General features: G+C 45.5%; 20 protein-coding genes and 1 pseudogene. 8 read left to right on the top strand and 13 right to left on the bottom strand.

Going from position 1 to position 25,673, the window contains the following annotated elements:
* The first annotated feature begins 131 nt into the window (after window positions 1-131).
* Entirely contained in the window at window positions 132-683 is a 552-nt protein-coding gene (locus tag BST85_RS05480; RefSeq protein WP_146090662.1) for a hypothetical protein, read from the top strand.
* A gap of 10 nt (window positions 684-693) precedes the next feature.
* The gene (locus BST85_RS05475; protein WP_104812330.1) at window positions 694-1,065 is read left to right on the top strand and encodes a GerW family sporulation protein; all 372 of its coding nucleotides are present in this window, start codon (window positions 694-696) and stop codon (window positions 1,063-1,065) included.
* Between the two features lie 74 nt (window positions 1,066-1,139).
* Here the strand turns inward: BST85_RS05475 and BST85_RS05470 are convergent, their stop codons facing one another.
* The 3 genes from BST85_RS05470 to BST85_RS05460 are packed head-to-tail and all read right to left on the bottom strand — an operon-like array spanning window position 1,140 to window position 4,115.
* Entirely contained in the window at window positions 1,140-1,322 is a 183-nt protein-coding gene (locus BST85_RS05470; protein ID WP_104812329.1) for a hypothetical protein, read from the bottom strand.
* A 17-nt stretch (window positions 1,323-1,339) separates the two neighbouring features.
* A complete protein-coding gene (locus tag BST85_RS05465; protein WP_104812328.1) occupies window positions 1,340-3,532 on the bottom strand; it encodes an amino acid permease in 2,193 nt (730 codons plus the stop codon).
* A gap of 58 nt (window positions 3,533-3,590) precedes the next feature.
* A complete protein-coding gene (locus BST85_RS05460; protein WP_104812327.1) occupies window positions 3,591-4,115 on the bottom strand; it encodes a 5' nucleotidase, NT5C type in 525 nt (174 codons plus the stop codon).
* 1,060 nt (window positions 4,116-5,175) lie between these two features.
* On the opposite strand from BST85_RS05460, the gene BST85_RS05455 reads away from it, so the two are divergent.
* Window positions 5,176-6,453, top strand: coding sequence for an aminotransferase class V-fold PLP-dependent enzyme (locus tag BST85_RS05455; protein ID WP_104812326.1), 1,278 nt, complete (start codon window positions 5,176-5,178; stop codon window positions 6,451-6,453).
* On the opposite strand, the gene BST85_RS05450 is transcribed toward BST85_RS05455, so the two are convergent.
* From BST85_RS05450 to BST85_RS05440, 3 genes are all read right to left on the bottom strand, one after another.
* Window positions 6,450-8,828 (bottom strand): hypothetical protein, encoded by a 2,379-nt coding sequence (locus BST85_RS05450; RefSeq protein WP_104812325.1) that lies wholly within the window; start codon window positions 8,826-8,828, stop codon window positions 6,450-6,452. The genes BST85_RS05455 and BST85_RS05450 overlap by 4 nt on opposite strands.
* A 351-nt stretch (window positions 8,829-9,179) precedes the next feature.
* Window positions 9,180-12,317, bottom strand: coding sequence for a WD40/YVTN/BNR-like repeat-containing protein (locus BST85_RS05445; RefSeq protein WP_104812324.1), 3,138 nt, complete (start codon window positions 12,315-12,317; stop codon window positions 9,180-9,182).
* 37 nt (window positions 12,318-12,354) lie between these two features.
* A complete protein-coding gene (locus tag BST85_RS05440) occupies window positions 12,355-13,266 on the bottom strand; it encodes a LamG-like jellyroll fold domain-containing protein (protein WP_104812323.1) in 912 nt (303 codons plus the stop codon).
* A 183-nt stretch (window positions 13,267-13,449) separates the two neighbouring features.
* On the opposite strand from BST85_RS05440, the gene BST85_RS05435 reads away from it, so the two are divergent.
* Window positions 13,450-14,514: an alpha/beta hydrolase gene (locus tag BST85_RS05435; RefSeq protein ID WP_245917641.1), complete on the top strand. Its 1,065-nt coding sequence runs from the start codon at window positions 13,450-13,452 to the stop codon at window positions 14,512-14,514.
* A 434-nt stretch (window positions 14,515-14,948) separates the two neighbouring features.
* Here BST85_RS05435 and BST85_RS05430 read toward each other — a convergent pair whose 3' ends face one another.
* The 4 genes from BST85_RS05430 to BST85_RS05415 form a co-directional block, all read right to left on the bottom strand.
* Window positions 14,949-15,380, bottom strand: coding sequence for a hypothetical protein (locus tag BST85_RS05430; RefSeq protein ID WP_104812322.1), 432 nt, complete (start codon window positions 15,378-15,380; stop codon window positions 14,949-14,951).
* A 6-nt stretch (window positions 15,381-15,386) separates the two neighbouring features.
* A complete protein-coding gene (locus BST85_RS05425) occupies window positions 15,387-15,920 on the bottom strand; it encodes a toll/interleukin-1 receptor domain-containing protein (RefSeq protein ID WP_104812321.1) in 534 nt (177 codons plus the stop codon).
* Window positions 15,921-15,992: 72 nt separating this feature from the next.
* Window positions 15,993-16,379, bottom strand: a complete 387-nt coding sequence (locus BST85_RS05420) for a hypothetical protein (protein ID WP_104812320.1) — start codon at window positions 16,377-16,379, stop codon at window positions 15,993-15,995.
* A gap of 11 nt (window positions 16,380-16,390) precedes the next feature.
* Entirely contained in the window at window positions 16,391-18,511 is a 2,121-nt protein-coding gene (locus BST85_RS05415; protein WP_104812319.1) for an elongation factor G, read from the bottom strand.
* A 580-nt stretch (window positions 18,512-19,091) separates the two neighbouring features.
* Between BST85_RS05415 and BST85_RS05405 the strand changes: the two genes are divergently transcribed.
* Entirely contained in the window at window positions 19,092-19,607 is a 516-nt protein-coding gene (locus BST85_RS05405; protein ID WP_104812317.1) for a YceI family protein, read from the top strand.
* A 2-nt stretch (window positions 19,608-19,609) separates the two neighbouring features.
* Here BST85_RS05405 and BST85_RS05400 read toward each other — a convergent pair whose 3' ends face one another.
* On the bottom strand, window positions 19,610-19,858 hold the full coding sequence (locus BST85_RS05400; RefSeq protein ID WP_146090661.1) for a hypothetical protein: 249 nt from the start codon (window positions 19,856-19,858) through the stop codon (window positions 19,610-19,612).
* A 3-nt stretch (window positions 19,859-19,861) separates the two neighbouring features.
* Entirely contained in the window at window positions 19,862-20,029 is a 168-nt protein-coding gene (locus tag BST85_RS14305) for a hypothetical protein (RefSeq protein ID WP_181039963.1), read from the bottom strand.
* A 253-nt stretch (window positions 20,030-20,282) separates the two neighbouring features.
* On the opposite strand from BST85_RS14305, the gene BST85_RS05395 reads away from it, so the two are divergent.
* The 3 genes and pseudogenes from BST85_RS05395 (at window position 20,283) to BST85_RS05385 (ending at window position 24,464) form a co-directional block, all read left to right on the top strand.
* Window positions 20,283-21,215 carry an SMP-30/gluconolactonase/LRE family protein gene (locus BST85_RS05395; RefSeq protein ID WP_104812315.1) on the top strand — a complete coding sequence of 311 codons (933 nt, stop codon included), beginning with the start codon at window positions 20,283-20,285 and terminating at the stop codon, window positions 21,213-21,215.
* Window positions 21,216-21,254: 39 nt separating this feature from the next.
* Window positions 21,255-23,132, top strand: coding sequence for an NADP-dependent phosphogluconate dehydrogenase (gene gndA / locus BST85_RS05390; RefSeq protein WP_104812314.1), 1,878 nt, complete (start codon window positions 21,255-21,257; stop codon window positions 23,130-23,132).
* Window positions 23,062-24,464: pseudogene (locus tag BST85_RS05385) on the top strand (GntP family permease). The gene gndA and the pseudogene BST85_RS05385 overlap by 71 nt, the downstream one beginning before the upstream one ends.
* Here BST85_RS05385 and BST85_RS05380 read toward each other — a convergent pair.
* Window positions 24,461-25,672: a class I SAM-dependent rRNA methyltransferase gene (locus BST85_RS05380; RefSeq protein WP_104812313.1), complete on the bottom strand. Its 1,212-nt coding sequence runs from the start codon at window positions 25,670-25,672 to the stop codon at window positions 24,461-24,463. The pseudogene BST85_RS05385 and the gene BST85_RS05380 sit on opposite strands and share 4 nt — an antisense overlap.
* Window position 25,673: the final 1 nt, after the last annotated feature.

Genomic DNA, 25,673 nt, shown 5'->3' with positions numbered 1-25,673 from the left:
ATAATCTAAAGTTTAAAGGTTATACAAGTATGACTTTTGGTTCGCTAAAACGTTTATATCCAACTTCTTCATCTTGAGTTAAATTGGAATTGTTGATAAAAACTTTGTGTTCATGACCACAGTCATTGCCTGTGATACAGGGCTTTGCTTACTTCGCGAAAAAGTTGGACTATGATCTGGTGGATACTGCTCGGAATTCTTGCATTACTGATCAGTTGGCTGCTCCTGGCCCCACTGGAGTTGTATATCAACTCAGACCGAAACCAATACTTTTTGCGATACCGGGGCTGCTTAAAGCAGAACTAGTAGAAGACAAACAAGAGCTTATAATCTGCCGGTTAAGCGTTTTAGGCTGGCTCTTTAATTTTTATCCCTTGCGTCAACTGGGAAAAAGAAAGCCAAAGGATCAGCATAGAGAGAAAAACAAAAGAAAAAAGAAAGGATTTGGTTGGAAACCGAGTCGGAACCAGATCAATGCCCTTTTGAAGGCGATCACTTTGAAAGAATTGAGGATCGACCTGGACACAGGAAATTGGGTTACCAATGCCAAATTATACCCGGTTTTTTGGTGGATGAATAGAATAAAAGGGGAGTGGCAGGTCAACTTCGAGCATCACAATGCCATAAGATTGCGCCTCCGCACTCAACCCTACCGATTGATAAAAGCGATGTTTAACCCTTAAAAACGATGTCATGAACCTTCCATTTGACGAAATGATCAAACAGATCACTGACTTCATGAAGACCGAGGCCAAGACGGAAACCGTGATGGGAGAACCCTTCGAATTGGGTGCTTTTAAGTGTGTTCCCGTGATCAAGGTCGGAATGGGATTTGGCTCTGGAGGAGGCGAAGGAGCTGAGGCCAAAGACAATAAGGGACAAGGCATGGGAGCCGGAGCCGAAATGGGTATTGAACCCATAGGATTCCTAGTTACCAAAGGTGATGAGATCCAATTTTTGGAAGCCGGTCAGGCCCATGGATTGTCTGCTGCCGTGGAAAAATTACCCGGCATGATCGAACGGATCTACGAAAACCGTAACCGTGAAGAATTTGCACCGGCTTAGTGCCCGTGCTATTTGAACAAACAAATCTGTAGGAGGCGCATCTTAATTTGCCATATCCAAGGTGCGTCTCCGTCCTATTTATTCAAACCACTTTCCAGTTTATTCTTGATCACCTGTATCGCCCAGGCAACGAACAAGAAGCCGACCCCAGTTAGTTTTGGAGGGTAGATATCTGCCTTGTATCCCAGATAGATCATGGAGACTGCCGTCAGGATCAACAGGATAATGATCAGGTTTAATTGCATGATGCGTGACATATCAGTGGGTTTTAGTGTTAAGCCAAAATACTTTCGTGACCTGAGTCTTTAACGAACAGGCAACTGCTTTGGGTAAGCAGGGTGATCTCTTCCACAAATTGAAAGGGTAGGTCCTGATCCATTCCAAAGATGTTCAGGTCGGCCTGAGGGGCATCAGGGACATAATCTCTAAACCGCCCGTGATGCACTTCGATCAGGGTATTGGGAAGCCGAGCCAGGTTGACCAGGTCTTCTAGGAAAGCTCTTGCTTCCTCCATTTCTTTCTCGTTACCAATAACTGTTATCAAACGGATGGACGCCTCCCAATTTTTCTTAAGCTTATAAGCAATCAGAGTGCTTAGATCCAGGTTACCAATATCCCAGCCCAAGGTCCATGAACCCTGTCTGTCACTGACCCAAACATTGATCATCTTCCGCTTGCCCAAATTGGCAGTTGGATGCGATCGAAACAGAAGAACGCCAATTTCCAGCCGGATGCATTCCTTCATAACCGGTCTTAATTCCAGTTCGTAATCATCGTGTTCCTGCATATTGAGAAATACGATATTGGGTCGGAAAAAGGCCGACCTCAATGCCTGGTTAGAGTAGTTTACTCCCCGCGCAAAATCGGCCGCATGGATTACGGTCCAGGATGAGAACACCCCAGAATCCCTAAATGCTAGGGAAAGATCTTCCAGTTCGGATGCCAGCCGATTTGATTTAGGATCAGCTTCTATTCCCAGGAGGTTGATCGAGCCTTTGGGGAGGGCAATATTCCTAAGAAAGTTGAAGTTGCCCCTTGCGCCGACTATGTCGCGAATTGGCACCATTAGATTCGGTTTCCACGCCCTTTGCTGCATGGATTTCATGCCCCAGGTGTGCTTGGCAGCCCATTCCGCGAAAGAAACAAAGAGACCCGAACGGACATCTTCAAATGGCGTTTCGAGGTTTTGTCTGGACAAGTACCAATAGACCGACAACACGATCGCAAATGTGATCAGGCTAATCGTGGAATTGATGATGAACATGGCTAGAAGGGAAGAAAAGAGACCCAACCAGGGTATCCACTTTCTTACCTTGAACAGGGGCCGATAACTGATCAGTCCCAGGCGCTGTTCAATTATAACAACCGAGTTGATCATGGCATAGGTAACCAGGAAAAAGAGAGTAACCAGGGGAGCGATGGCATTCAGATCCCGAAGTAGCATGGTCACAAAGATCAAGATTCCCGTAACTAACATGGCATTCCTGGGTTGGCCATTATAGCTGGTACCCGACAGGAATTTACTGAACGGAAGAACCCGGTGTTCTCCCATAGCGTATAGAATACGCGAAGAACCTACTATAGAGGCCAGAGCTGAGGAAAAGGTAGCTCCCAATATTCCGGCTATGATCAGGGGCCCAAAATAGGCCTTGTCTACCACAACATTGTAATTGCTGATCAATTCCTGTTCTGAAGCAGACCGGGACAGCCAATAAGCCAAAAGGACATAGATCACAAAGCTCACGCCTATGGCCCAGAGCGTACCGACGGGTATACTTCTTCTTGGGTCTTTCAATTCCCCTGACATGTTTGCACCGGCCATAATACCAGTTGCAGCGGGGAAGAATACGGCAAAGACCACCCAAAAGCCACTGCCACTGAATCCGTTCTCCGGCGAACCTTTAAAACTACCCCAGCGAAGTGATTCCTCTAAAGGGTTAATCATAGAGCCGTGATAGGCTGCCATGACTACGGAGACCAGGGAAAGAACAATGACCCCCATAATAACGAATTGAGTCTTGATGGCCAGGTTAGCACTGATATAGGCAATGGTAATCAGGACCGCAAACACCACCAGATCTACCAAAAAAGGGGAATGCAAGGGAAAAATACTGAGCCAACCTTCCCTGAAACCAAAGATGTATAGCGTCGAGGCCAGTCCCTGTGAAATGTAGCGCGGAATCCCTAGACTACCGCCCACTTCCAATCCCAAAGACTGGGATATGATCGCATAGGCACCACCAGCACCAATACGGATATTGGTGGTAATGGCAGACATAGATAAAGCCGTACATAGGGTTATCAGAAAGGAAATCCCTATGATCAGCCATGCCCCCAGAAGGCCGGCATTACCTACCACCCAACCCATCCGCAGGTACATGATCACACCCAAGATGGTCAACAAGGTAGGGGTGAACACCCCACCGAAGGTTCCAAATTTTTTAGCTGCAGTAGAGGTAGATTGCATTGATTAGTTAGCCGCTTACTGCAAGTTAAGAAAATCTGCTAAGCAGACAGAAGACGCACTATTTTAGAAATAGATCCTTTAGCTGATACCAAGAACTGACCTTTTCATAACTGTTACTGCCATTGTTATGAGGAGAGGCGAACATAATCGATCTGCCTTCAAAACTCTCCAGATTGTACGACCTGTCGTCTATCAACACATCTCCCTTCAAGATACTTTTATCTCCACATAGGATCCTATTTCTCCAGTGGATAAAGGGAAAATAGTGGTCCAGCCAATCACTTTTTTCCCGAAGTGAATTGGGAAATTGGGTGGCTGCTGTCGCGATATAGACATCGTGAATGGTTGCAATTTCCTCAAGAACTTCTTGACTCCCGGGCAGGGGGTCAAGGTCTGAGAAAAATCCAGGCTCCCAGTGATATTCTTTTACACGAGACTGATGTTCTTCCGGTACATTTTGCCAGGCTTCACCAAAGTGAATATTCTTCATTTGAAGACTGGCATTGAACTCCTGGTTGTATAAACGGATGAAGTGACCATAGCTATCGGCTATTACTTCGTCCATGTCCACAAATATGATCATGCCTTTGAATTTTTGGTTGAAATTTGGAATTTATGGTCGAATCCAAAACACAATGTCGAGAGTTAAAGGTTTGATAAACTTAATTCAACGCAGTTCTAGCCTCATTATTTACCCTCGCATCTACATGAAATTGAAGCATCAGCAACTTTTAGTTAAGGTTTAATTGTTCGATTTACTTCTTTAATTACTGAAGGTCGGAAGACTTCTAGAATAAGAAAGCAAACTGAGACATTCATTCTGAACGATAAAGGCTCAGCTTATTGGAAGTTTTTAAAAATAGATTAAAAAGCGAACCCTGGCTTTGGGCCAAGGTTCAGCAGTCTTTCAATAACGATCTTGTCAGCGGTGTATCGCATAACTGCTTGCGCGAGCATATTCCTCGAGCTTACGGTTCCACCGTTCCCGTGTTTCAGTCGGGATCTGACGTAAGAAGTTGAGTTTAAGTAATAATTTCTTCATACGCTTTACTTGTAAGGTTATACTCTTTTCCTGCCAGGAAGCGCAGATCACCCGAGGAGCAGATGAAAGACACTAACGGCCATTACAATTGTTCACCAATTGATAAGCAGATCAAGGAAAATAGGTTAAGTAAAACGGCGTCAGGGGATGACGCTATCATGGAAAGGGAATGTAAATGTAAGAAATTTCAAATTAATCGATTTATTTAATCGTTAAAGAGACAATTTTTCGGGTATTTAGCAATACAGTTTAACTGATCAACCTGCGGCTAAGATTTTTCATTAGAGATCTCCAGATCTAGAAGCACTTTACCTTTAACTCTTCACTGCTCACTCATCCAATTACCAACCAAACAAGAACGGGCAGAACAACGACAATTATGCTGGCTGCAAAAAACTGAATGCATTTTTGCACACTATCAAACTTCCGACTGATAATAACGCTCTCGATATATATCCGTAGACTGAGGATTTCAAACATTTCCTCCTCGATGTTACAGACTTGCATGAGTTTTTGAGTGACCCCTTTTATATCGCCAAAGCATTTGCTTCACAAAAGTTTAGTACTTTTTACCTCACAACAACTTTAATAACCGACCATTTTGACTAAACGACGTGCTTTTTTAAAGTCGGCAGCCTTGGCTGCTGCTGCTTTGCCATTGGCTTCCTTTCAAACCCATTCCAATTGGTCACTTGATCCTCTCAGCCGCACCTTCACTGATCCGGAGGACTACTGGCGTATGGTTAGGAAACAGTTCCCGCTAAAGGAAGGTCAGACCTATTTCAACAACGGAACCATGGGGCCAACCCCAGGCTATGTCCTCGACGCCATGATCGATCATATGTTGCATTACAATAGGGAAGCGGCGTCTATTGACTACAAAGATGGATCTGGCCCTGAATTGCTCAGTGGTTACTTTCCTTACATTGAATTGCGGGAAAAACTGGCGGAATTGATCAACTGTGATTATAAGGAGCTCTCCTTGATACAAAATGCCACCTTCGGCATGAATTACGTAGGGATGGGGTTGGACCTCAAGGAAGGAGATGAGTTATTAAACACCAACCAGGAACACGGGGGAGGTTTCGGTGCCTGGCAAACCCTCGCAAAGCGCAGAGGTTGCGTTTACAAGCAGGCTACCATACCGATACCAGCCAATGATCCTCAAGAAATTATTGATGCGATTTTTAAAGAGGTAACACCCAAAACCAAGGTGATTGCCATACCGCATATTGTTTCCGTATACGGTACGATCATGCCAGTAGAGGCCATTTGCGAACGGGCACGTCAACAGGGAATTTTCACCATCCTGGATGGAGCGCAGTGCGTAGGGCATATCGATGTGGATGTCAAAGCCATTGGTTGTGATGCCTATTACAGCAGTCTGCACAAGTGGTTTCTGGCCCCTCCAGGAAGCGGATTGCTTTATGTGAATAAAGATGTGGTTGGAGATATTTGGACGACCGTGGCCAGTTACAATTGGGACAATCAAGATGATCACGGTTTCCGCTTGATGCAGAACGGAACTGGGAACCCAGCATTGATCACGGGTTATAATGCTTCAGTGGAGTTCTTCCAAAGTATTGGTAAGGATCGTTGGCTTAGTCGAATCAAGGAATTAGGAGCCTATTTAAGGGATGGGCTGAAGGAATTGCCTCATGTCACCATTTCGTCCTCTACTAACGAAGCTATGGCGGCTGGAATAACTACTTACGCTGTCGATGGTTTAACAGGCCCTGAACTTCAAAAGACCTTATGGGAAAGAGAACGGTTACAGCCCAGGTCGGTAGGGAAGGAGCTGATGCGACACTCGGTACACATCTATAATTCGAAGGAAGAAATTGATCGGGCCTTGGGAGTGATCAGGGATTTGGCTTAATCCAGTAAAAGATAGTTCACCGTAGAAATCAAATCCCCTTTATCGCTAAACCCATTGATGATGATCTTGAAATGGGATAGGCCAAAGCTGGGAAATTTAACCGTGGTACTTTCACCTTCAGGGATGGTGATGTCACTTTCCCAATGTATGTTTCCATAGGCCAAGAAGGTGTTCTTGGCAAATTCACTGTATTTAAATCGCTGGTTCAACTCCTGCGTACTGAAACCGACCTCGGCAATATGCTGTAGTATTTTGTTTTTACTGTTCCTGGAGCCAAAGAGTTCGTAAATGTAAAGGGTTCCACCATCGCTACCTTCTATACCCACATGCTCATAATAGACTTCATCTACACTGGTTAGCAGCAGATCATTGATTTGACAGCCGTTTATACAGTCAATCCTGAAGCCGTTGATGTAAACCACAGGCGGCTTACTCATGGGAAATTTCCCGGAGACGATCACTTCTCCCGCTATTGGCCCCGGTCTGACTTTAAATCCAAGTTTCCGGATGTATTCAGACAAATAAGTGTTGCGCTTCAAGTCGTCCTGGTCAATCTTGTTCCCTTCAAAAACCCCTGATGCCAAACGCTGATTACGAGTGAGTTTGGGTTCAACTTTCGCTACTATCAATACCTCGTCCAGTTCTTCATCACTTGGGAACATCAAGACCGGGCGGTCAAAATCGGTTTGTACATTGGGCCCCTTTGCTGACGATATCGCCTTGAGATCCTCTGCCATGAGGCTCTCTGAAGAATAGCTGGGGTTGAGGCTGACCTCAACACGGGTTGATTTTTTCAATTCGTGATCTTCCACGAAAAACAGCAAGGGTTCGTTCTCAATCACATAAACGTTGTCATAGGCAAAACTCAGATCAGGTCCGACACGCGAATAGAAGAATTCACCAACTGATTTCTGATACATGATCAGCCGCTTGTTCTGCACGCTCTTATCGCCCTTAATCTGCCCGCTAATTGAGATACCATTATCAAAACTGCGGTCAATCCGGGGTTTGTTTTGCAGTACATCTTCCCAGCTGTACCTGTTCCATGAGTTATTTAGCAAGAATAAGTCCAGATGATGCATGGACAAACGACTCATACCAGCGGTTGTCAATTCAGAACCAATACCCTTGGAGAAAAAGGATTGTAGCATGAACCAGGAACGGATGGACCGGTCATTGTCATCGGCCAATGACTCTTCGGGCAATACGGATAAACTCAATCTTGTCTCGGCTTTTTTAGAAACACCATTGATGCTGAGTTCGATTTCCACCGAATCCGGCCTGTTGCCTTTAGCACGGATATCAGCCTGACTGTAGTTGTCTATCCCATAGTCGTTAAAGATGATGCGATCTGCTAACAGGCTTTGTTGGGCATCGAAAATGGACATTTTGTTAAGTCCGGAAAACGCCTCTTTTTTAGGGATAAAGATGTTGGACTCACCCGGTTTGAGATCAAACTGCATCAGCTTGATCTTTCCATCTCTATGCAAAGCCAGGTCTAGAGGCATCACACTGTTGGACCTGAGATCGGTTTCCGGTCGCCTGACCTCTATGGCAATATGATTGGCATGCAGGGAATTCACCGAAATCGAAACACCCTTTTCAACCGGCTGAGGGAGCTTTTCTTGAATCACAACCCCTTCTTGGGTCTCTATCTTTAGCAGGTATTCTTCTCCGGGAAGAGGCGAGAGGAAGAATCGCCCATAACCTTGGGGGCTGATCTCGATTTCCTGGATCAGTACTTGGCCTTGTATATCGGTCAATTGACATTTGCTCACCTGACTCCCACCTCCCTGACCTGGAAAAAATGCAAAGCCCACAGAGTTTCTTACCCCAGCGATAAGTTCGCTGCTTTCCGGGTTTATCTCGATCCGAGCCGGGGTATCGATGTTTGACCTTGCGGTCGATTGGAAGTTTTCGTCAACCACATAAATGTCCCTGAGGTACATGGCATTGCTTGAGAAATTCTTCATCCAATTGGTAAATGCCTTGATGTAGTATTTACCCGAACCTTGTTCTGCCGGGATTTCCAAGACCCCCTCAAACTTACCTTCCCGGGCATAGAAGAGTTTTTGGACGATTAAAGAGCCAAATTCATCATAGACTGCGCAATAAACATTGGTAGTCAAGACGGCCGGAAGACTGTTCAGCTTATCAAAAACATAACCGGCAAATTGAATGGGCTCATTTGGGTAAAAAACTCCTTTAGGGAGGTCCAGGTAGATTTCCTCCCTGGGATGTTCGAAATAGAGCTGATAGTCCTTATAGCGATCTTCACCTCGCCCATACTGGGCCAAGCCATTGGTGACCACCAGAAACAGGGCCACCAGAATAGGAGAGAGAGTGAGCAATTTCTTTTTTTCCATTCGATTCATAGCTAATCAATGGTTCATTAAATTTAACTAGAAATCAGAATATTAGATTGGCTTTTAAATAAACTTTAGTATAAGTAGCCATTGAATTATGGTGAACCAATCGACAATGAATCCTAGTGGAAGGATTTAGAGACTATGAGTGAAGCTGCGAAGAAGGGAGATTGATGCTCTTTTCTTGAATGGACATTACTTATTCTTAAATAACGTGCTCTAGCATGAGATTGGCTAGGAGCGAGAATTGATTAGGCTTAGATTGCACTAGGGTGGGGGACCCCAAAACCAAATACAACAAAAAAACCCACCTAAATTGGCGGGTTATTAATTATTCTCAGGGCTGAGGTTTAGACCGTACTACTTTATATTAATAGCCCCAATACCGGCCTCCCATAGCTTTTTGTTATAAGCAGGGACCTTGGAGTTTATCAAATTTTCGGCTGTTGCTCTTAGTGGAGTCCACTGAGCATCCAATTCCGCTTTCCGGTCTATGGACGCCTGGGTTACCTTGGGCAAGCTGCTGTTGGTCTGATTGAGCAGGAACAAATACTCTGCGGTGAACTTATTCTCAAAATTCTCCACATCGTCATAGGCCTGGGATCTGCGCTGCACCATTTGCTCGTCCCATTCCTTGATCTCTTTGATTAAGGCTTCTCCCTCGCTGACCAGAGCGGGATTTCTATCATCCGCCTTCAATTGCTTGATGACTTTTTTAATGTCCTTGGTAGCGGTACTCAACATATTGACCTTGTTGTGCATATCCGTGATATTGGTTTCCATCTGACCCATGATCTGGTCAAAGGCTTGATATTCGGCCATAGTGATGTCGTGATCCGGGTTCTGTTTAATGATAGCCTTGGTGGAATAGGAATTTCCGTCGTATTTGAGCGTCATCGTATAGGTGCCTGGGCTAACCCGGTGACCGCTAAAACTAGCTTCTATGTAGACATTGGGAACGCCGGGCACGATGGGATGCTGCATATTCCAGACAAATCGGTTCAGCCCTTTCTTCTTAGACAACCTTGGGGCTGGCGGTGCACCACCGCCGTTGTGAGGGATATAACTCTCATCCTTCTCGGAGGTATAAGTATTGATCAATTTCCCGTTGCTGTCATTAACCGTTAGTTCAACCGCTTTAGCCTCATCAATTTCCGGGAGGTCGTAATACAGCACGATACCGTTGGCAGGATTGACCCCTTCAAAGTTTTGGGTCCCGTCAAAGGAATCCACATTGCCATTCATGCGGCTACCCCAGCTGCCGTAAAGTAGTGGCTCGGGCTTGTAGAGTTTAACACCCTCATTAGCTGGATCATACTGAGACAACAAGGACAAATTATCGAGGATCCAGAATGAGCGACCAGAAGTTGCGACCACGAGGTCATTTCTGTGAACCATCAAATCTAAAATGGGCGTTACCGGCAAATTTCTTTGGAAAGGTTCCCAATTCGCACCATCGTCAAAAGAAATATAGATTCCCAACTCCGTTCCTGCATAGAGCAATCCCTTTTGGTTTTGATCTTCTCGTACCACTCGGGTATATGCTCCGTTGGGAATTCCTTTGTTAATGGCAGTCCAGGACTGCCCGTAATTGGAGCTTTTAAAGAGGGCAGGGGTGTAGTCTCCAAATTTGTACTTGGTGGTTGCGATATAGACCACAGCAGGATCATGGGGTGATACTTCGATGGCGTTGATCAAAGTCTCTCCCAGGTTCTTGGGAGTGATATTCTGCCAGTTTTCTCCATTGTCCCGGGTCACATGTACCAAACCATCGTCACTACCGGAATAGAAAACTCCTTGTTCATGAGGGGATTCTACCAAATAGCTCAGGGTACCATAATTCTCGGCACCAACCGCCTCCACCGTGTACGGTCCTCCACCTTTGCCTTGTTTGGAATCGATATCCCTTGTCAGGTCAGGGGAGAAATGACTCCAGGTCTTTCCGAGATCCGTAGATTTCAATACCAGCTGTGCCCCATGATAGATGGTGCTTGGCTCGTGTTGAGACCAGATAATAGGAGCATTCCAGTTGAAGAGGTACTTCATGTCCCTGGCGGCCTTACCCAAATACTGTATGGGTGCTGCCATGATCTTGGTGCTCACTTTATTCTCCATATCCAGGGCCTCTATGGTGCCTAGATAACTTCCTCCAACAACGACCTTGGGGTCGTCCTTATCAAAGGCTAAAAAAGCACTTTCGCCACCTGCAGACCAGGTCCAGTCACTTTGAGAAATGGACCATCCTTGGAGGTTGGCACTAGCAATGCGTACAGAGGAATTGTCTTGTTGACCGCCGTAGATGTTATAGGGCGTCAAGTTATCTACATTGATACGATAGAACTGAGCCGTTGGCATAATGTCCTGGGTAGACCAACTCTTACCGTAATTGTAAGTGATGGCCGCGCCTCCGTCATTGGCTATGACCATGTTCTTGGAGTTGCTTGGGTTGATCCACAGGTCGTGGTAATCCCCATGAGTTCCAGATAGTCTTTCCCAGCTTTTGCCACCGTCTTCCGATCGTAGGGCAGGGGCACTGAGCACATAGACCACTTGTTCATTTTGAGGGTCTGTAAATACCTCTGTATAGTACCAGGCACGCTGAGTAAGTCTGTTATCCCCACTAACCTGGGACCAGCTTTTACCGGCATTGTTGGACACATACAATCCGCTTTGGTCAGTTTGGCTATCACTTTCAATAAGCGCATATACCTTATTACTATTGCTTCGACAAACCGAAATGGCCAGTTTGCCCAATTCTTTCGGTAATCCGGTTTCCAATCTGGTCCATGTCTCCCCGGCATCCATTGATTTGAACAATCCGCTGCCTTCACCACCACTGATCACCTTCCAGGGGGTTCTTTGATGATGCCACAAGGCTGCGTATAAAATTTGTGGGTTGTTCATGTCCATAGAGAGCTCTGAAGCTCCAGACATATCATTCTCATACAAGGTCTTTTTCCAGGTCTTTCCGCCGTCCACAGACTTATAAACTCCCCGATCAGAGCTTCGGGCGGTGTATTTTCCTTGAGCTGCTACATAAACAATATCAGGATTGGTTGGATGGATCACTATTCTGGAGATCTGTTCGGTCTCCTTCAAGCCCATATATTCCCAGGACTTTCCGGCATCTGTGGATTTGTACACACCATCCCCATAAGAGGTCATCACCCCACGGATGGCGTGTTCTCCCATCCCGACATAGACGATGTTGGGATTGCTTTCTGAAGTAGCTACAGCACCAACAGTTCCAGTCTTAAAGAAACCATCACTGATGTTGTTCCAATGCTGACCAGCATCCTCTGTTTTCCATAATCCACCGCCGGTGGTTCCCATATAATAGGTCAGGGGGTTGTCCACAACTCCGGTTGCACTAACCGAGCGTCCACCGCGGTATGGGCCAATGTTCCTGTATTTGACAGAAGAAAAGTATTTATCGGCCTCCTGGGCCATCATCACTGCCGGTAGAAGCAGGAAAAGAAAGGAAAATTTAAATCTCATATTGTTGGTTTATGTGGTGTTCAATGAAGTCAATAATCTAATCCAAGAGCGTCTGCACCCCGTTCTCCAGCTGGTATAAGGTACCGATCTCATCCTCGCTTAGATTTCGGTTGTAAATGGAGAGGTCATCCATCAGCCCGATATATCCCAATCCCAAGTAGATATTGGATAGGGGATAGTCCCAGGTAAAGGGAGTATCAATATTGGTACGTGTACCTTGGAGTTCTCCGTTCAGGTAGAGAGAAGCCTCACCATTTTCTGTGTTGAGCCCTGAAAAGTTGATCAGGACATGGGTCCAAACGCCTTTGGCAAAGGGTGGGTTTGAAACTGGCGTTAGGCGTGCATTAAAGATGGGGTTCTCGTTATCCGGGCCTTCCGGGTTGGGGTTCCAGACGTCTCGATCCCCGATGGCTCCCAGTCTGAAATCCCGCGGGTTCTCCTTGGTAAAATCTACCCAGATGCCGGCATCGTTATAGCCGGAATCGGTGATCTGTATGGGATCACAATAACCGGGTTCCAGGTCGGTGGCCGGGTCCAGGCTCAGCCAAAAAGAGATGGCTGCACTCCAATTTTCGGTATTGTAGGTGATGTTGTTTTCGCTGGGATAGTAGATATAACCTGGGCTGCGCTCAGTAAAGACCAGGCCGGCTCCGTATTTTCCTTTTCCGTCTTCTCTGCGGATATCTGGTTTGTGCAATCCCACCTCGGCAGAATCCCTGGCTTGCCGGTTGGGAACCGTGTACATTCGTCCGTCACCTAAGGCAAAATCGGCATCTACCGAACTGTCAAAAGAGGCGTGGAGGGTAAGGGCTTCTTTTAGAGTGGTGAGGGTTGGGTTGGTTTCAGAAACTTCTTCGGTTACATCAGTTGTGGTTTTTTCTTGGTGGGCTTTTTGTTTGCAGGAGTATAAACAGGAAATTGTGAGAAAGATGAAAACAGTAGTTCGCATATTGTTTGATTGTAGTTGGACAAAAGAATTTGAATATACGGATAAAAGAGATTCAAATTGCCAGCGCGAATATCACGTCTGGGACTTATGGAAATCGCTCATATCCAAGCACGGTTGCCAACATGATTAAACCTTTTCATGAAAAAATAATCTATATGAAAGAAATATTAATGTTGCCTTGTTATGAAGATAAAATCATACTTAATCGTTACCGCGGTATTTTTGTTTGTTGCATGTAGTAAAGATGAACCATTTATACCGGACGACGGAATACCGGTCATTCAGGCTGAATCATATTACACTGTTTTAAAAGAGGAAAATATCACATATGCTGAAGGATTGAGTCACGATATGACAAGTACTTCCGCTTTTGCAATACCATTAAAATTAGACCTTTACTATCCTGATAACAATTCTGTCAATAGACCCATTTTTATGTTTATCCACGGTGGTGGATTTACGGGTGGAACAAAAACTAAACCTGAAATTGTAGAGATGGCAAATTTCTATGCATCAAGAGGGTGGGTGTTTGTTTCTATCGATTATAGAACAACCGAGGAATTAGGGACAATACAAGGAATGACTCAAGAAGAAGTATTGGCGTATTATCGAGGAATTGCGCCTCGAGAATGGATTGTTACTGCCCTTCAGGGAGCTGAGAACTCAGATCAGGTTGGGCAAGCTACAGCCATGTATCTCGCACAAAGAGATGCAAAAGCCGCGCTTCGCTGGATTGTGGCGAACTCGAAGACTTATAACATAAATACAGATTTTATTACGGTGGGTGGAGCCTCGGCAGGAGCAATAACTACAATCGCGTTAGGAATTTCAAATCAAAAAGATTTTAGAGACGAAATTACCATTAGCGATGACCCAACACTCTCTACTACAAACCTAAACGAATCTTATGTGGTGAGAAGTATGGTTTATTTCTGGGGGTCAAACATAAAATTAGATGTTTTCGAATTAGTTTATGAATTGAATCAATATGACAGATATGACCGTAATGATCCTGAATTATTCATGGGACATGGTACGGCAGAGGACCCTGTTACGCCTTATGAAGAAGCCCTTGAGTTAAAGGGCATTTACGACTCCTTGGGTATTTACAGTAAACTAGTCACCTTATTGAAGCCAAATGGGGACCCTGCAGGACATGGCGCTTGGAATGCAATAGTCGACGGCAAAGGCCTTTCGGAATTAACGTTAGATTTTCTAATTGACAGGCAAAAATTAAACCTAGAATAAAACTATAGATTAGAAGTCGGTTGAAATCTTTTGATGATCATACACCGAACAGAACGAGTTCCTCGAAAAATAATCACATGTACGGGAATTGCTGGAAATGCCCATAAGGTAGGTTCAGGAATCATCGAAGTGATAGAGTTTTGTCTTCGCAATTCCTTGTACATAATATCGGTGCCTAGTGGTGGTCTGTAATATTGCGGTAAATCCCTTTTACATAATTACGGTATCGTTTGCCCCATAAAGTCGTTTGGGCTAGATCTGAGTTATAGCTTTTTTTATTCCGCAATTCCCTTGTACATAATTTCGGTGCCGATATAGTTCGCTTACGCGAAGCTATATCTGATATTATGTACAATACCTTCGGTATACGGGAATTGCTATATTTGCCCCATAATTTATATTATGTAAAATAGAAAGTATTCTAGGGAATGTAGCTAATCCCCTGTTTGGGGTTGATAGTAATACAGTATTGCTGCTGATTGGCCATCCCCTTCTACAGTTATATCGTATTGAATAACCTGCCCTGGGTAAATGAATTCTCCAGAGACAACATCATAATCTTGAGGATTCAGAACCGTTATTTGTTTCCTGGCGATAAGCAGATCTCCTTTGGATGGCCATTCGATATTCTCGCCGTCTTGTTTGTTGACGATATATCGGTCTTCGAAATAAAATGCGAGCTTGTAGAAGTTTCCCTGCAGCTCTTCCTTGTTTATGATCACCAGGCCTGGTTCCTTCAAATTATTTTGAACCTGCTGAACGGCATCGTCCAGGTGTAATTCCTCATTCTTATAATTGGCAATGTAGCTCACATAATCATCAACTGTGCTCTTGTCGTCCAGTTTACGCCATACACTATCGTCCACAAATTCTTAGGATGTATCGTCTGTCCTTCCTTCCTGAATTGGCCAGAGTTGCCAGGCTAACATGGTAATTAGGATTATTACTGTCAATAAAACTAATTTCTTAGTTAAAGATGCTATGCCTTGATTTCTCTCGACAGCTCCGATTGTGGAATTTGCATCATGACTATTGGTGATATCCTGGTACAACCTGCTCACACCCTTGTCAAAATCCAGTGTCAGGTCGATATAATGCATTCGGGCCATGGCCAATGGCAGCTGGCAGGATTCTATCAATACCGGGTTCACGATGGTTCCGTTCTGCTGAGCAAAGAACAGCTCGTTCTTTACATAGTCCGAGGCCACCGAGGTCTTGGAAAGGAACATGACCATATTATCGGCTTCAATGATCTGTTTTTCAAGGACTTCATCCCAGTCCGTTCCTGTATTGATCTGAGCATCAAACCATACATCCAGCCCTTTATTTCGAAGGGCCTCCACTACCCTGATCACCGTTTCCTGGTCGTCGCGGGAATAGCTGATAAAGACTTTCTTGTTTTCCAATGGGCTGCTTTTACAAAAGAAGCCACATCCGTCTCCGAATGTGGCCTCTTGGTTTGGTTGCTAGTTGTGGGATCAGTTTTGGAGATATTCTGAAAAGTAATCCATCATCTCCTCTTTCAGGTCGTAATGCATTTTGATGTACTGACGCATATCGTCCTTTAATGAAGTCTGTTCATTCCTTAACCGACCATCAATGGATTCGTTATAATCGGCCAGGTGTATGTTTCTGAGTTTAGCCTTGCAGCGGTGTTTTAATTTGGCGATCGCCGATTTCTCGATCATGATACGGTTTTGAAAGTTTTCCAGTGATTTTCGGGCCCCTTGTCCGAACTCTCGGCTGGCCACCTCTTCCAGTTTCTCCTGGAAGGTATCCATCTCGTCAAAATGAAACCGGAGTTCTCTCCTCCAGGTTTCTAGGTTGAACTTTAAATCGCTCAAATAGCGCACTTTTGTCTGCATAGTAAACTCGATTAATTTGTAGTTGCGTGATCTTTAATTAGTTTTTCTTGCACACTGTCCGGCACCAGTTCGAAGCTGTTGAACTCAGAACTAAAGGTGGCCCTTCCCTGGGTCAATGAGCGTAATTGGGTAGAATACCCATACAACTCGGCCAGTGGTGTGGTGCATTTCAAAATTTGGAAATGCTTATTGCTTTCTATTCCTTGAATGATAGACCTCCTTCCCTGCAGATCGGTCATCACATTACCTACCATTTCTTCTGGAACCCGAACCACCAATTCCTGAACAGGCTCCAATAGTTTTGGTCGGGCATTCATAAAGGCTTCCTTAAAAGCATGTGCCCCCGCTATTTTAAAGGAAATGTCATTAGAGTCAACGGAATGCATCTTGCCATCGTATACCATTACCCGTACATCTCTTACGTAGCTGTGGGTCAACGGTCCATCTTCCATAACCTCCAAAATCCCTTTCATGATACTGGGCAAATATCGCTGGTCAATTACACCACCGACGATGCAGTTGTAGAAGATCAGCTTTCCTCCCCAGGAAAGTTCTACTTCCTCTTTCCCTCTGACGTTAAAGCCTTCTGGCTCTGGCATGCCCTCGTACCACGGCTCGATCTTTAGGTGGACCTCACCAAACTGACCAGCACCCCCGGATTGTTTCTTATGCCTGTAGCTGGACGAAGAAGAACGCTGTATGGTCTCCCTGTAGGCGATCTTAGGCCGCTCAAATCGGGCCTCGACACCATAAATGTTCTTTAATGCCCAGTTGATGGTGGCCAGGTGCAATTCACCCTGGCAGCCTACCAGCATTTGCTTTAATTCAGACGAATATTTAACGACCACCGTTGGATCCTGGCTGTGGATCTTTTTCAAGGCATCACTTAGTTTTTCCTCGTCATTCTTATTCTCTGCAAATACGGCTTTCATAATCCTGGGTGCAGGATATTGTATGGGCTTGATCACGATTGGTTTATGCGGGATATGCAGTGTATCGTTGGTTTCTGTGAACTTCAGCTTAATGGTCGCACCAATATCCCCAACGGTCAATTTATTGACAGGCGTTCTGTTCTTCCCATCCATGATAAAGAGTTGGTTGAGGGTCTCCATCTTACCCGTTCTGGAATTCTCCAGTTTATCATTGGCATTAACTTCTCCGGATTTCACCTTAAAGAAAGTGATCTGTCCTACATTGGGTTCGTATACCGTTTTGAACACGAATAAAGCGGTAGGCGCACCAGGGATTCGTTCCAGGTTTTGTCCGTCCACGGTCTGTTCCGGTTTTAGATCCGCAGCGGAAGGAGCAACATTGTCGATAAAGCCCATCAGGCGACCGCTTCCCATGTCGTTGAGTGCAGACAAACAAAAAACCGGAAACAACTCATGATTGAGCATTCCGGCTTTAATTCCCTGTCTCATCTCGTCCTCGTTCAGGGTGCCTTTGTCGAAGTACAGCTCCATCAGCTCTTCGTCGTTCTCGGCGGCTTTTTCAACCAACTCGTTATGCAGCATGTCCGCCATATCCTTTTGGTCTTCAGGGATCTCCAGTTTTTCCGGCTTCCCTCCTTCCGGTCCAAACTTATAGACCTTCATTTTGAGTACATCCAGTATACATTGTGCGCCATCAATGATGAGCGGATACTGGATCTGAACAGCACTATTACCTACCAATTCCTTTATACTGGCCAGGCTTTGCTCGAAATTCCCGGCGGGATGATCGATCTGATTGATCACAAATAGTGTGGGCTTGCGGTATTTATCGATGTAGTTCCAGACGATCTCCGTGCCCACCTCTACTCCACCGTGTTGGTTGTTCAAAACCATCACCACGGAATCGGCCACCCGTATGGAAGAAATGATCTCCCCAATAAAGTCGTCCAGCCCTGGGGTGTCTATGATGTTGATCTTATAATTTCTCCACTCGGTATGCAAAGGGGTTGCGAAGACGGAAGCTTCTCTGTCGTGCTCCACTTCGTGATAGTCGGAGACGGTATTCTTATTCTCAACTGTTCCACGTCTGTTGATCAGACCAGCTTCGAACAGCATGGTTTCGGCCAGGGTTGTTTTTCCGCTATTGTGTGCCCCGACGAAAACGACATTCTTTATGTGCTTATCATCGTATATCTTCATAAATCTGTATTAGATTCAAGGGTTTAACTCACATTCATACCAGTGATCAGATGCCTTTGGCAGGACTGTAATCGGTAGATGCTGATGTACTTCCGGTGAGTATTCACCAGTTGTGATCAAACTAAATGGGGGCGTTTTGTTCAGGGAACCGCGATAGGTTCGGTAATACTGTTTTAAAGTTAAGAAATTGTTTAATAATTTCTTAATCTATTGAAAAATCTTCTGTAAAAATCTTTGAATTTTAAAAGAGTCGCAGTTCGTGGCCGTGGGATTTTTTGTCCTCGACATAACTATAACAGAGGTCTCTGTGAAGGGTCGAATTCCAGCTATACCCCTGAAATTGACTATATTTATGATAAACCAATAAGCAAACATCATGTTTTATTTAGATCCGAACGACGAGTTCGATGGCCGGAAGAATTTGAAAGCAACGAAGAATTTGAAGGTCAGGAAGAGGAATTCGACCCAAGAATGGGGATAGATGATCCTCTATCCAAAACCGGTGGAACAATCGATCCCAGAGGAGGTAATGGTTGATTTACTGCAGTAGCGCGCACCAGTAAGACCTAAAACCACAGCTATGCTCCGAATCACTCTTATTGCTTCATTTCTCTGTTTATCAGCCGCTAAGGCCCAATCGACCCAGGTCGATAATGACAGGGCCAAGGTGTCCTTTGTCTTTTTAGATGGAGATGTAGAAGGAAGTATTTCCGGATTTGTCTTCAATGGACGGATCGATACAAATGACCTTACCCTTTCCGAGATCAAAGGTTCCGTAGAGACCAAATCCCTAGACACGAATAATTGGCTTAGGAGCAGACACCTGCGTTCCAAGAAATATTTTGCAGTTAAGGATTATCCACGTCTGCAATTTGTCGGTGAATCGATAGAAAGGGGAATACACGGTTATACACTCACCGGACAGTTGACTATCAAAGGAATAACAAATGAGGTCTCTCTGGACCTCAGACAAGAGGTAGATGAGCTGACCGTTTCTGGTATGATCAATACCCAGGATTTCGATATTGATATCCACGATGAAGTAGATAGGAACCGAGTAAAATTTACGGTTGTCTTGCCTCTTACAGGAAACTAACCCTACTGGGGCTCTTCTTCCTTTTTCATTTTCGCCCTCAGAATTCCGGCTCGCACCAAAAGTACAACCCCACTTAAGGCTGACCCAATACCTGCCGTTCCACCAAATACCCACTGAGGCCAATCCACTTGCTGATGCTTCCAGTGACCGGCTTCTATGGCCAGGGCCAAACCGGAACCAAACAAAAAGGCGCCAATGGCGCCATTGATCCACCACTTGGTCCGGGTGGACATATTTCGATTTCCAGACATGGGTTATTTCTCTGATTTAGCTGGCTTTCCGTCTTTAGGATTGATCACCAGTGAACCATCGTCGCCTATGCGATATTTGTCCTTTTTGATGACACTTCTAAAGTTGGAAGAGCGCCTATACCGATCTTGAAAATCGGCATGTTTTTTTTGCGGAGACTTGGATTCTGACATAGTAATTGACTAAAAAATGAGAACCTAAATTTCAGAAAAGGGGATATCGAAGTTATAAAATATTTGATAATTAGGTACTTATTTAACAGCTTCGAGCCAATTTTCACACCGATTTATGCTCAGCGAAATATTTGTAAATTGGCCTCTTCACTAATCCAAGACTATCATTTTGACACCCAACCAACCTATCCCTGATTGCGCTGATCGCAAGAGAAAATCATACAATAGAACACTACAACTTTGCCTGAGCGTCATGCTTGTATGCCTTTTATTCTCTTGTCAAAACCAAACTAAAAGCGACCAAAGCTCAGAAGTTATTGAAGAAGAAGACAAAGGCATTGCAGTGACGGAAGCCAGCCTGAAGTTTCAATGGAAGGCTGAACTGGGCGAGGGTGCAATATGGGATCATAAGAACGGCCGTTTGTTTTGGGTAGACATCCTGAAAAGAGAAGTCCATGTCCTAGATCCAGAATCTAAGGAACTCAGCTCCTTCCCTACTCCTTCCCGGGTGGGAACTGTGGTGCCAGAAACGGACTCCACAGCGGTAATCGCATTGGAGGATGGTATGTATCGGCTCGATCTTTACAATAAACAGGTAAAACTTTTCACTTCCCTGGAAACTGAAATGGACGAGAACAGGTTCAATGACGGTAAGTGTGACCCCATGGGTAATCTCTGGGTTGGATCCATGAACCTGGCCGAAACCGAGGCAACTGGAAAGCTCTACAAAGTTAGTCCCGGCGGCAAGACAGAGATTATGTTCTCCCCGGTGACTATTTCCAATGGCATTGTTTGGTCTTCGGATGGTGGCACCATGTACTATATAGATACTCCTTCTGCGAGCATCCGCGCTTTTGATTTTGACCTGGAGACGGCGAGCATTTCCAACGAACGGGTGGCTGTTAAAGTACCGCAGACCCTGGGTTACCCAGATGGTATGACCATAGATTCTGAAGACAAATTGTGGGTCGGGATGTGGAATGGCAATGCGGTGCTCAGGTTTGATCCGGAATCAGGAGAAGTGATCGGTAAGATCAATGTGCCTGCCCACAACGTTACTGCCTGCGCTTTTGGAGGTCCTGAATTGGATAAATTGTATATCACAACTGCGCGCGTGGACATGAGCCCCGAAGAGTTGGAAGCTTTTCCCTGGCCGGATCCATCTTTGTTGCTGAACCTGGAGTAAAAGGTGTTAAAAGCAGTTATTTTGGAGAACAGTAGTCCAATGCATCCGATCGTCATAATGGGTGTGAGTGGCTGTGGTAAGACCACAGTGGGACAACTGGTTTCACGAATTCTCTCCATCCCATTTTTCGATGCAGACGATTTTCATCCAGAAGCCAATAAGCAAAAAATGGCTTCTGGAACACCGCTGAATGACCAGGATCGAGCCCCTTGGTTAGAAGATCTTTCTGATCTACTGGCCAAGAATAAAGGTGGAATGGTCCTGGCCTGTTCCGCACTCAAAGAGGATTACCGCCAAATTTTGTCAGCGGGAATAACCTTGAACTGGATCATACTTCATACAGAATTTGAGGTCATTGCTGAGCGACTAAACATACGTCAGGATCATTTTTTTGATCCGTCTTTGTTGCAATCTCAATTCGATACCCTGGAATCCCCAGATTACGGTCTACAACTCGATGCGAGCCAAGATCCCAAGATACTGGCCTCTCAGGTTGCAGCAGCTTGTAATCACATGGGAATTTCAGATTTTGGACTAATTGGCTTGGGTGTTATGGGTAGCAATCTCGCCCTAAACCTGATCGATCAGGGAATACAGCTTTCGGTTTATAATCGCTTCAGTACCGATGAAGCTATGGTGGTTCCCAACTTTTTAAAAGATCAATCCCTGAGCCAAGTCTTAGGTTTTAATCAGCTTGAATCTTTTGTTCGCTCCCTTCGAACTCCCAGGAAAATATTGATCATGGTGCCTGCTGGAAAGGCGATAGATTCTGTGTTAGAAGCCATCACCCCTCTGCTCCAGCCAGGAGATGCCTTGATCGATGGTGGGAATGCACACTATAAAGAAACCAGCAGAAGAGCTCAACTAATGCAGGGCAAGTCCATTGCCTGGATGGGTTGTGGCGTATCCGGAGGACGTGAGGGAGCCCGTAAGGGACCCTCCTTGATGTTGGGAGGGGATGCAGGAAGTGCTCCTGGTATATTAAAAATATTAGCTCAAATAGCGGCTATAGATAAAGCGGGCGCGCCCTGTATCAGCTTTCTGGGCGAAGGTGGAGCGGGTCACTTTGTAAAGATGGTACACAATGGGATGGAATATGCCGAAATGCAACTCTTAGCCGAAGTGTTCGATCTGTTACGGCCTTCATTGTCTTATGTGGAGATCGAAGCCTTATTCACCAAATGGAATTCTGGGGATAGTCAAAGCTATTTGTTGGGTATTACGTCAGACATACTCCGGACTAACTCTGGAAATGGCTACGAATTGGACCGAATAGTGGATGTTGCAGGTTCGAAAGGAACCGGGACCTGGTCTGCAGCTGCAGCTTTGGAATTAGGTATACCCGCCACCTTATTATCTTCCGCGGTTTATGCCCGGGCTATTTCCACCTTTCAGGACAGCAGAAGGTCTGCAGAGGTCAGCAAGCAAGATCTGGTCAAATGGGATGAAGAAACCCTGGAACAGCTGCATAGCGCTTATAGTTTTGTTAGGTTGATCAATCATATTCAAGGTTTTCAGCTTATTAATGAAGCTTGCGAGCAGTTCCAATGGACGGCGGACTTATCCGAGATCGCCAGAATATGGACAGAGGGCTGCATCATTAAGTCTAAGTTGATGGAAGCATGCCAAGGCTGGTTAGCGGAGACCTCAGAACTTGTGAGCAACCCGAGAATAAGACAAGAACTGAGCAATTGGGAGCCTGATGTGGCCCAATGCTGTCAATGGGGGCTACAACAGCGAACCCCTCTTTCTGTCATCAACGGTGCATTTAACTGGTGGCTGGCTATGAATCAAGCTGATTCCCCGGCTAAATTGATACAGGCGCAACGAGATTATTTCGGCCAACATGGATATTTCCGTACCGATGATCCACAGCGGAAGGTCAGCTTTAAATGGGAACGAACTAATGGACATTAATTTACTTTTTGCCATAGGTGCTGGTATCGCGGTATTGCTGGCGCTGATACTTGTATTTAGGCTTCAGGCCTTTATCGCATTACTGATATCATGTATAGTGGTGGGGATACTCGCGGGAATGCCCCGGTCGAAATCATACAAACCATTCAAGAAGGAATGGGCAATACCTTAGGGTTTGTAGCCGTAGTTGTTGGTTTGGGTGCCATGTTTGGCGCCATCCTGGAACACTCCGGTGGAGCCCAGGCACTGGCAAGACACTTGCTGGCAAAATCTGGGAAGGGTAAAACGTCCTGGGCATTGGTTTTCACTGGATTCCTGGTGGCTATACCGGTCTTTTTTGATGTGGGTTTTATTATCCTGGTTCCTATCATATACTCCCTACAACGCAGCACCGGTAAGTCCTTGTTGCTTTATGGAATACCGCTATTGTCGGGATTGGCCATAACTCACGCTTTTATTCCTCCCACTCCCGGTCCAGTAGCCGTAGCAGATATCATAAATGCCGATCTGGGTTGGGTCATACTGATGGGTTTCCTGGTAGGGATACCGACCGCAGTGGTTGCAGGACCACTTTTTGGAAAATATATTGCCAAACGCATCTTCGTAGAGGCACCTGCCTTGGATGAGGATACTGATCAGTCTCAAGTTGCGCCACCGTCTGTTACTTCAATCTTCCTGATCATCGGCTTGCCCATTGTATTGATCGTGCTAAATACTGTTCTGAACAGTGACCTGGTTCCAGATTCCGCTTGGCTAGCCCTTATGGGAGAGTGGATGAAATTAGTAGGCCATCCGTTCACAGCTTTAATACTGGCTAACCTGGTTGCCTGGTATTTTCTGGGTATCAGGAAGGGATTTAGCCGGGTTCAACTTTTGGATATAACCACCAAATCGCTTGCTCCTGCAGGAGTGATCATTCTCCTGACTGGAGCAGGAGGTGCTTTTAAACAAGTACTGACCAATACAGGAGCCGGTGCCATGTTGGCTGAGTATTTCACTGAAATGGGCTTAGGACCTCTGGTATTCGGATTCATTGTTGCCGCCCTGGTCAGGATCTTACAAGGTTCGGCCACGGTTGCCATGATCACGGCCGCCGGTATGACCGCACCACTGCTTGGCGATTCCTACTCCCCTATCCAGCTTGCTTTAACCGTGATCTCCATTGCTTCCGGAGCCTCTATTTTGTCGCATGTTAACGATAGTGGATTCTGGCTGGTTTCCAAGTATTTGGGGCTGTCGGAGACTCAGACTTTCCGTTCGTGGACGGTGATGACCACCCTTTTGGCCCTTACCGGTTTTACCGTAGCTGGTCTAATTTTCATGTTCGTTTAGAGGCGGTAGTAGCGGCATTTGAGATAGGCTCCTTCAGGAAAACCTATGGGATGGTCCTGGTCGTGATAGGTCGTTTCCAGAACCTTAAATTTTCGATCCATTTCGCGAAACGAATGTTCACAGCGGTCAAAAAAAGACTGTGCAGTGACTCGAGAAGAACAACTGGCCAGGACAAGCATACCACCATCTTTTGTCAATTGCTCGCCTAATCTTGCCAGACGACCATATTGCTTTAATGCAAGCTTCACTTGTGAAGCCTGGCCGGCAAAACTGGGTGGATCGATGACCACCAGGTCAAATTGTTCTCCCTTTTGGACCATGTCCGAGAGTAACTGGAAAGCATCTCCCTGATGTATAAAATGAGTGCCTTTGTGATCATTCAATCCAGCATTGTCTTGGGCTAACTGAAGAGCCTGTGCACTCACATCCAGGCTGTGAACCTCTGCAGCTCCGCCGTGTAGAGCATGAATGGAAAATCCACCGGCATAGCTAAAAACATCCAGAACACGTTTATCCCGGCTCAAATCCCCAACTCGCTTCCTATTTTGCCGATGGTCTAGGAAGAAGCCTGTTTTATGTCCTTTGATCAAGTTAGCCTGGAATTTTACGCCGTGTTCCCTGAAAAGCACCTCAGGGTTTTCTAGTTCACCGTAAAGAAGATCCCCATCCTTAAAATTAAAGCCGTTGCCTTCTGCTACCTTGCGACCAAGACGTCCCACTATGGCTCTGGGTGATAACTGCTCCGCAAGCACCTGGATAAGCATTTCCAGGTATGGGACCCAGATCTCGGAATATATTTTCACAACCAGTACATCATTGTAACGATCCAGGATGATGGCTGGAAAACCATCATTCTCTCCAAAGATCACCCGGTAAGCCGTCACATCCAGTTCCGTCAATGGTCTTCTGACAGCCATTGCACGGAGTAATTTCTCTTGAAAGAAGTCTGGGTTGATCTGTATCGGACCCCCTCGATGGATGATCTTGATCCTGATCACCGAATCAGGGTCGAATAAACCGATACCTATCAGTTTATTGGTGCGATTATCAAAGATCACGCAGAGATCTCCTGCTTTTCCCGCTTCGCTGATCTTAGCGATCCCTTGATCGAATATCCAGGGGTGCCCTTTAATGAGTTGTGTTTGTGCGGCAGGTTTCAGTTTTACCGCCAGCCGTTTGGTAGGAGTTCCCTCAGAAAGATTCCCCATC

This window comes from Aureitalea marina, from assembly GCF_002943755.1.
GTDB classification, from domain to species: domain Bacteria; phylum Bacteroidota; class Bacteroidia; order Flavobacteriales; family Flavobacteriaceae; genus Aureitalea; species Aureitalea marina.
This window is presented reverse-complemented; position numbering and strand designations above follow the sequence as displayed.

What these genes read in the sequence shown, in the direction of transcription:
- BST85_RS05475 (WP_104812330.1), top strand. Translation starts at nt 694, where the DNA reads ATGAACCTTCCATTTGACGAAATGATCAAACAGATCACTGACTTCATG.
- BST85_RS05470 (WP_104812329.1), bottom strand. Translation starts at nt 1,322, where the DNA reads ATGTCACGCATCATGCAATTAAACCTGATCATTATCCTGTTGATCCTG.
- BST85_RS05465 (WP_104812328.1), bottom strand. Translation starts at nt 3,532, where the DNA reads ATGCAATCTACCTCTACTGCAGCTAAAAAATTTGGAACCTTCGGTGGG.
- BST85_RS05460 (WP_104812327.1), bottom strand. Translation starts at nt 4,115, where the DNA reads ATGATCATATTTGTGGACATGGACGAAGTAATAGCCGATAGCTATGGT.
- BST85_RS05450 (WP_104812325.1), bottom strand. Translation starts at nt 8,828, where the DNA reads ATGAATCGAATGGAAAAAAAGAAATTGCTCACTCTCTCTCCTATTCTG.
- BST85_RS05445 (WP_104812324.1), bottom strand. Translation starts at nt 12,317, where the DNA reads ATGAGATTTAAATTTTCCTTTCTTTTCCTGCTTCTACCGGCAGTGATG.
- BST85_RS05440 (WP_104812323.1), bottom strand. Translation starts at nt 13,266, where the DNA reads ATGCGAACTACTGTTTTCATCTTTCTCACAATTTCCTGTTTATACTCC.
- BST85_RS05435 (WP_245917641.1), top strand. Translation starts at nt 13,450, where the DNA reads ATGAAGATAAAATCATACTTAATCGTTACCGCGGTATTTTTGTTTGTT.
- BST85_RS05420 (WP_104812320.1), bottom strand. Translation starts at nt 16,379, where the DNA reads ATGCAGACAAAAGTGCGCTATTTGAGCGATTTAAAGTTCAACCTAGAA.
- BST85_RS05415 (WP_104812319.1), bottom strand. Translation starts at nt 18,511, where the DNA reads ATGAAGATATACGATGATAAGCACATAAAGAATGTCGTTTTCGTCGGG.
- BST85_RS05405 (WP_104812317.1), top strand. Translation starts at nt 19,092, where the DNA reads ATGCTCCGAATCACTCTTATTGCTTCATTTCTCTGTTTATCAGCCGCT.
- BST85_RS05400 (WP_146090661.1), bottom strand. Translation starts at nt 19,858, where the DNA reads ATGTCTGGAAATCGAAATATGTCCACCCGGACCAAGTGGTGGATCAAT.
- BST85_RS14305 (WP_181039963.1), bottom strand. Translation starts at nt 20,029, where the DNA reads ATGTCAGAATCCAAGTCTCCGCAAAAAAAACATGCCGATTTTCAAGAT.
- BST85_RS05395 (WP_104812315.1), top strand. Translation starts at nt 20,283, where the DNA reads ATGCTTGTATGCCTTTTATTCTCTTGTCAAAACCAAACTAAAAGCGAC.
- gndA (WP_104812314.1), top strand. Translation starts at nt 21,255, where the DNA reads ATGCATCCGATCGTCATAATGGGTGTGAGTGGCTGTGGTAAGACCACA.
- BST85_RS05380 (WP_104812313.1), bottom strand. Translation starts at nt 25,672, where the DNA reads ATGGGGAATCTTTCTGAGGGAACTCCTACCAAACGGCTGGCGGTAAAA.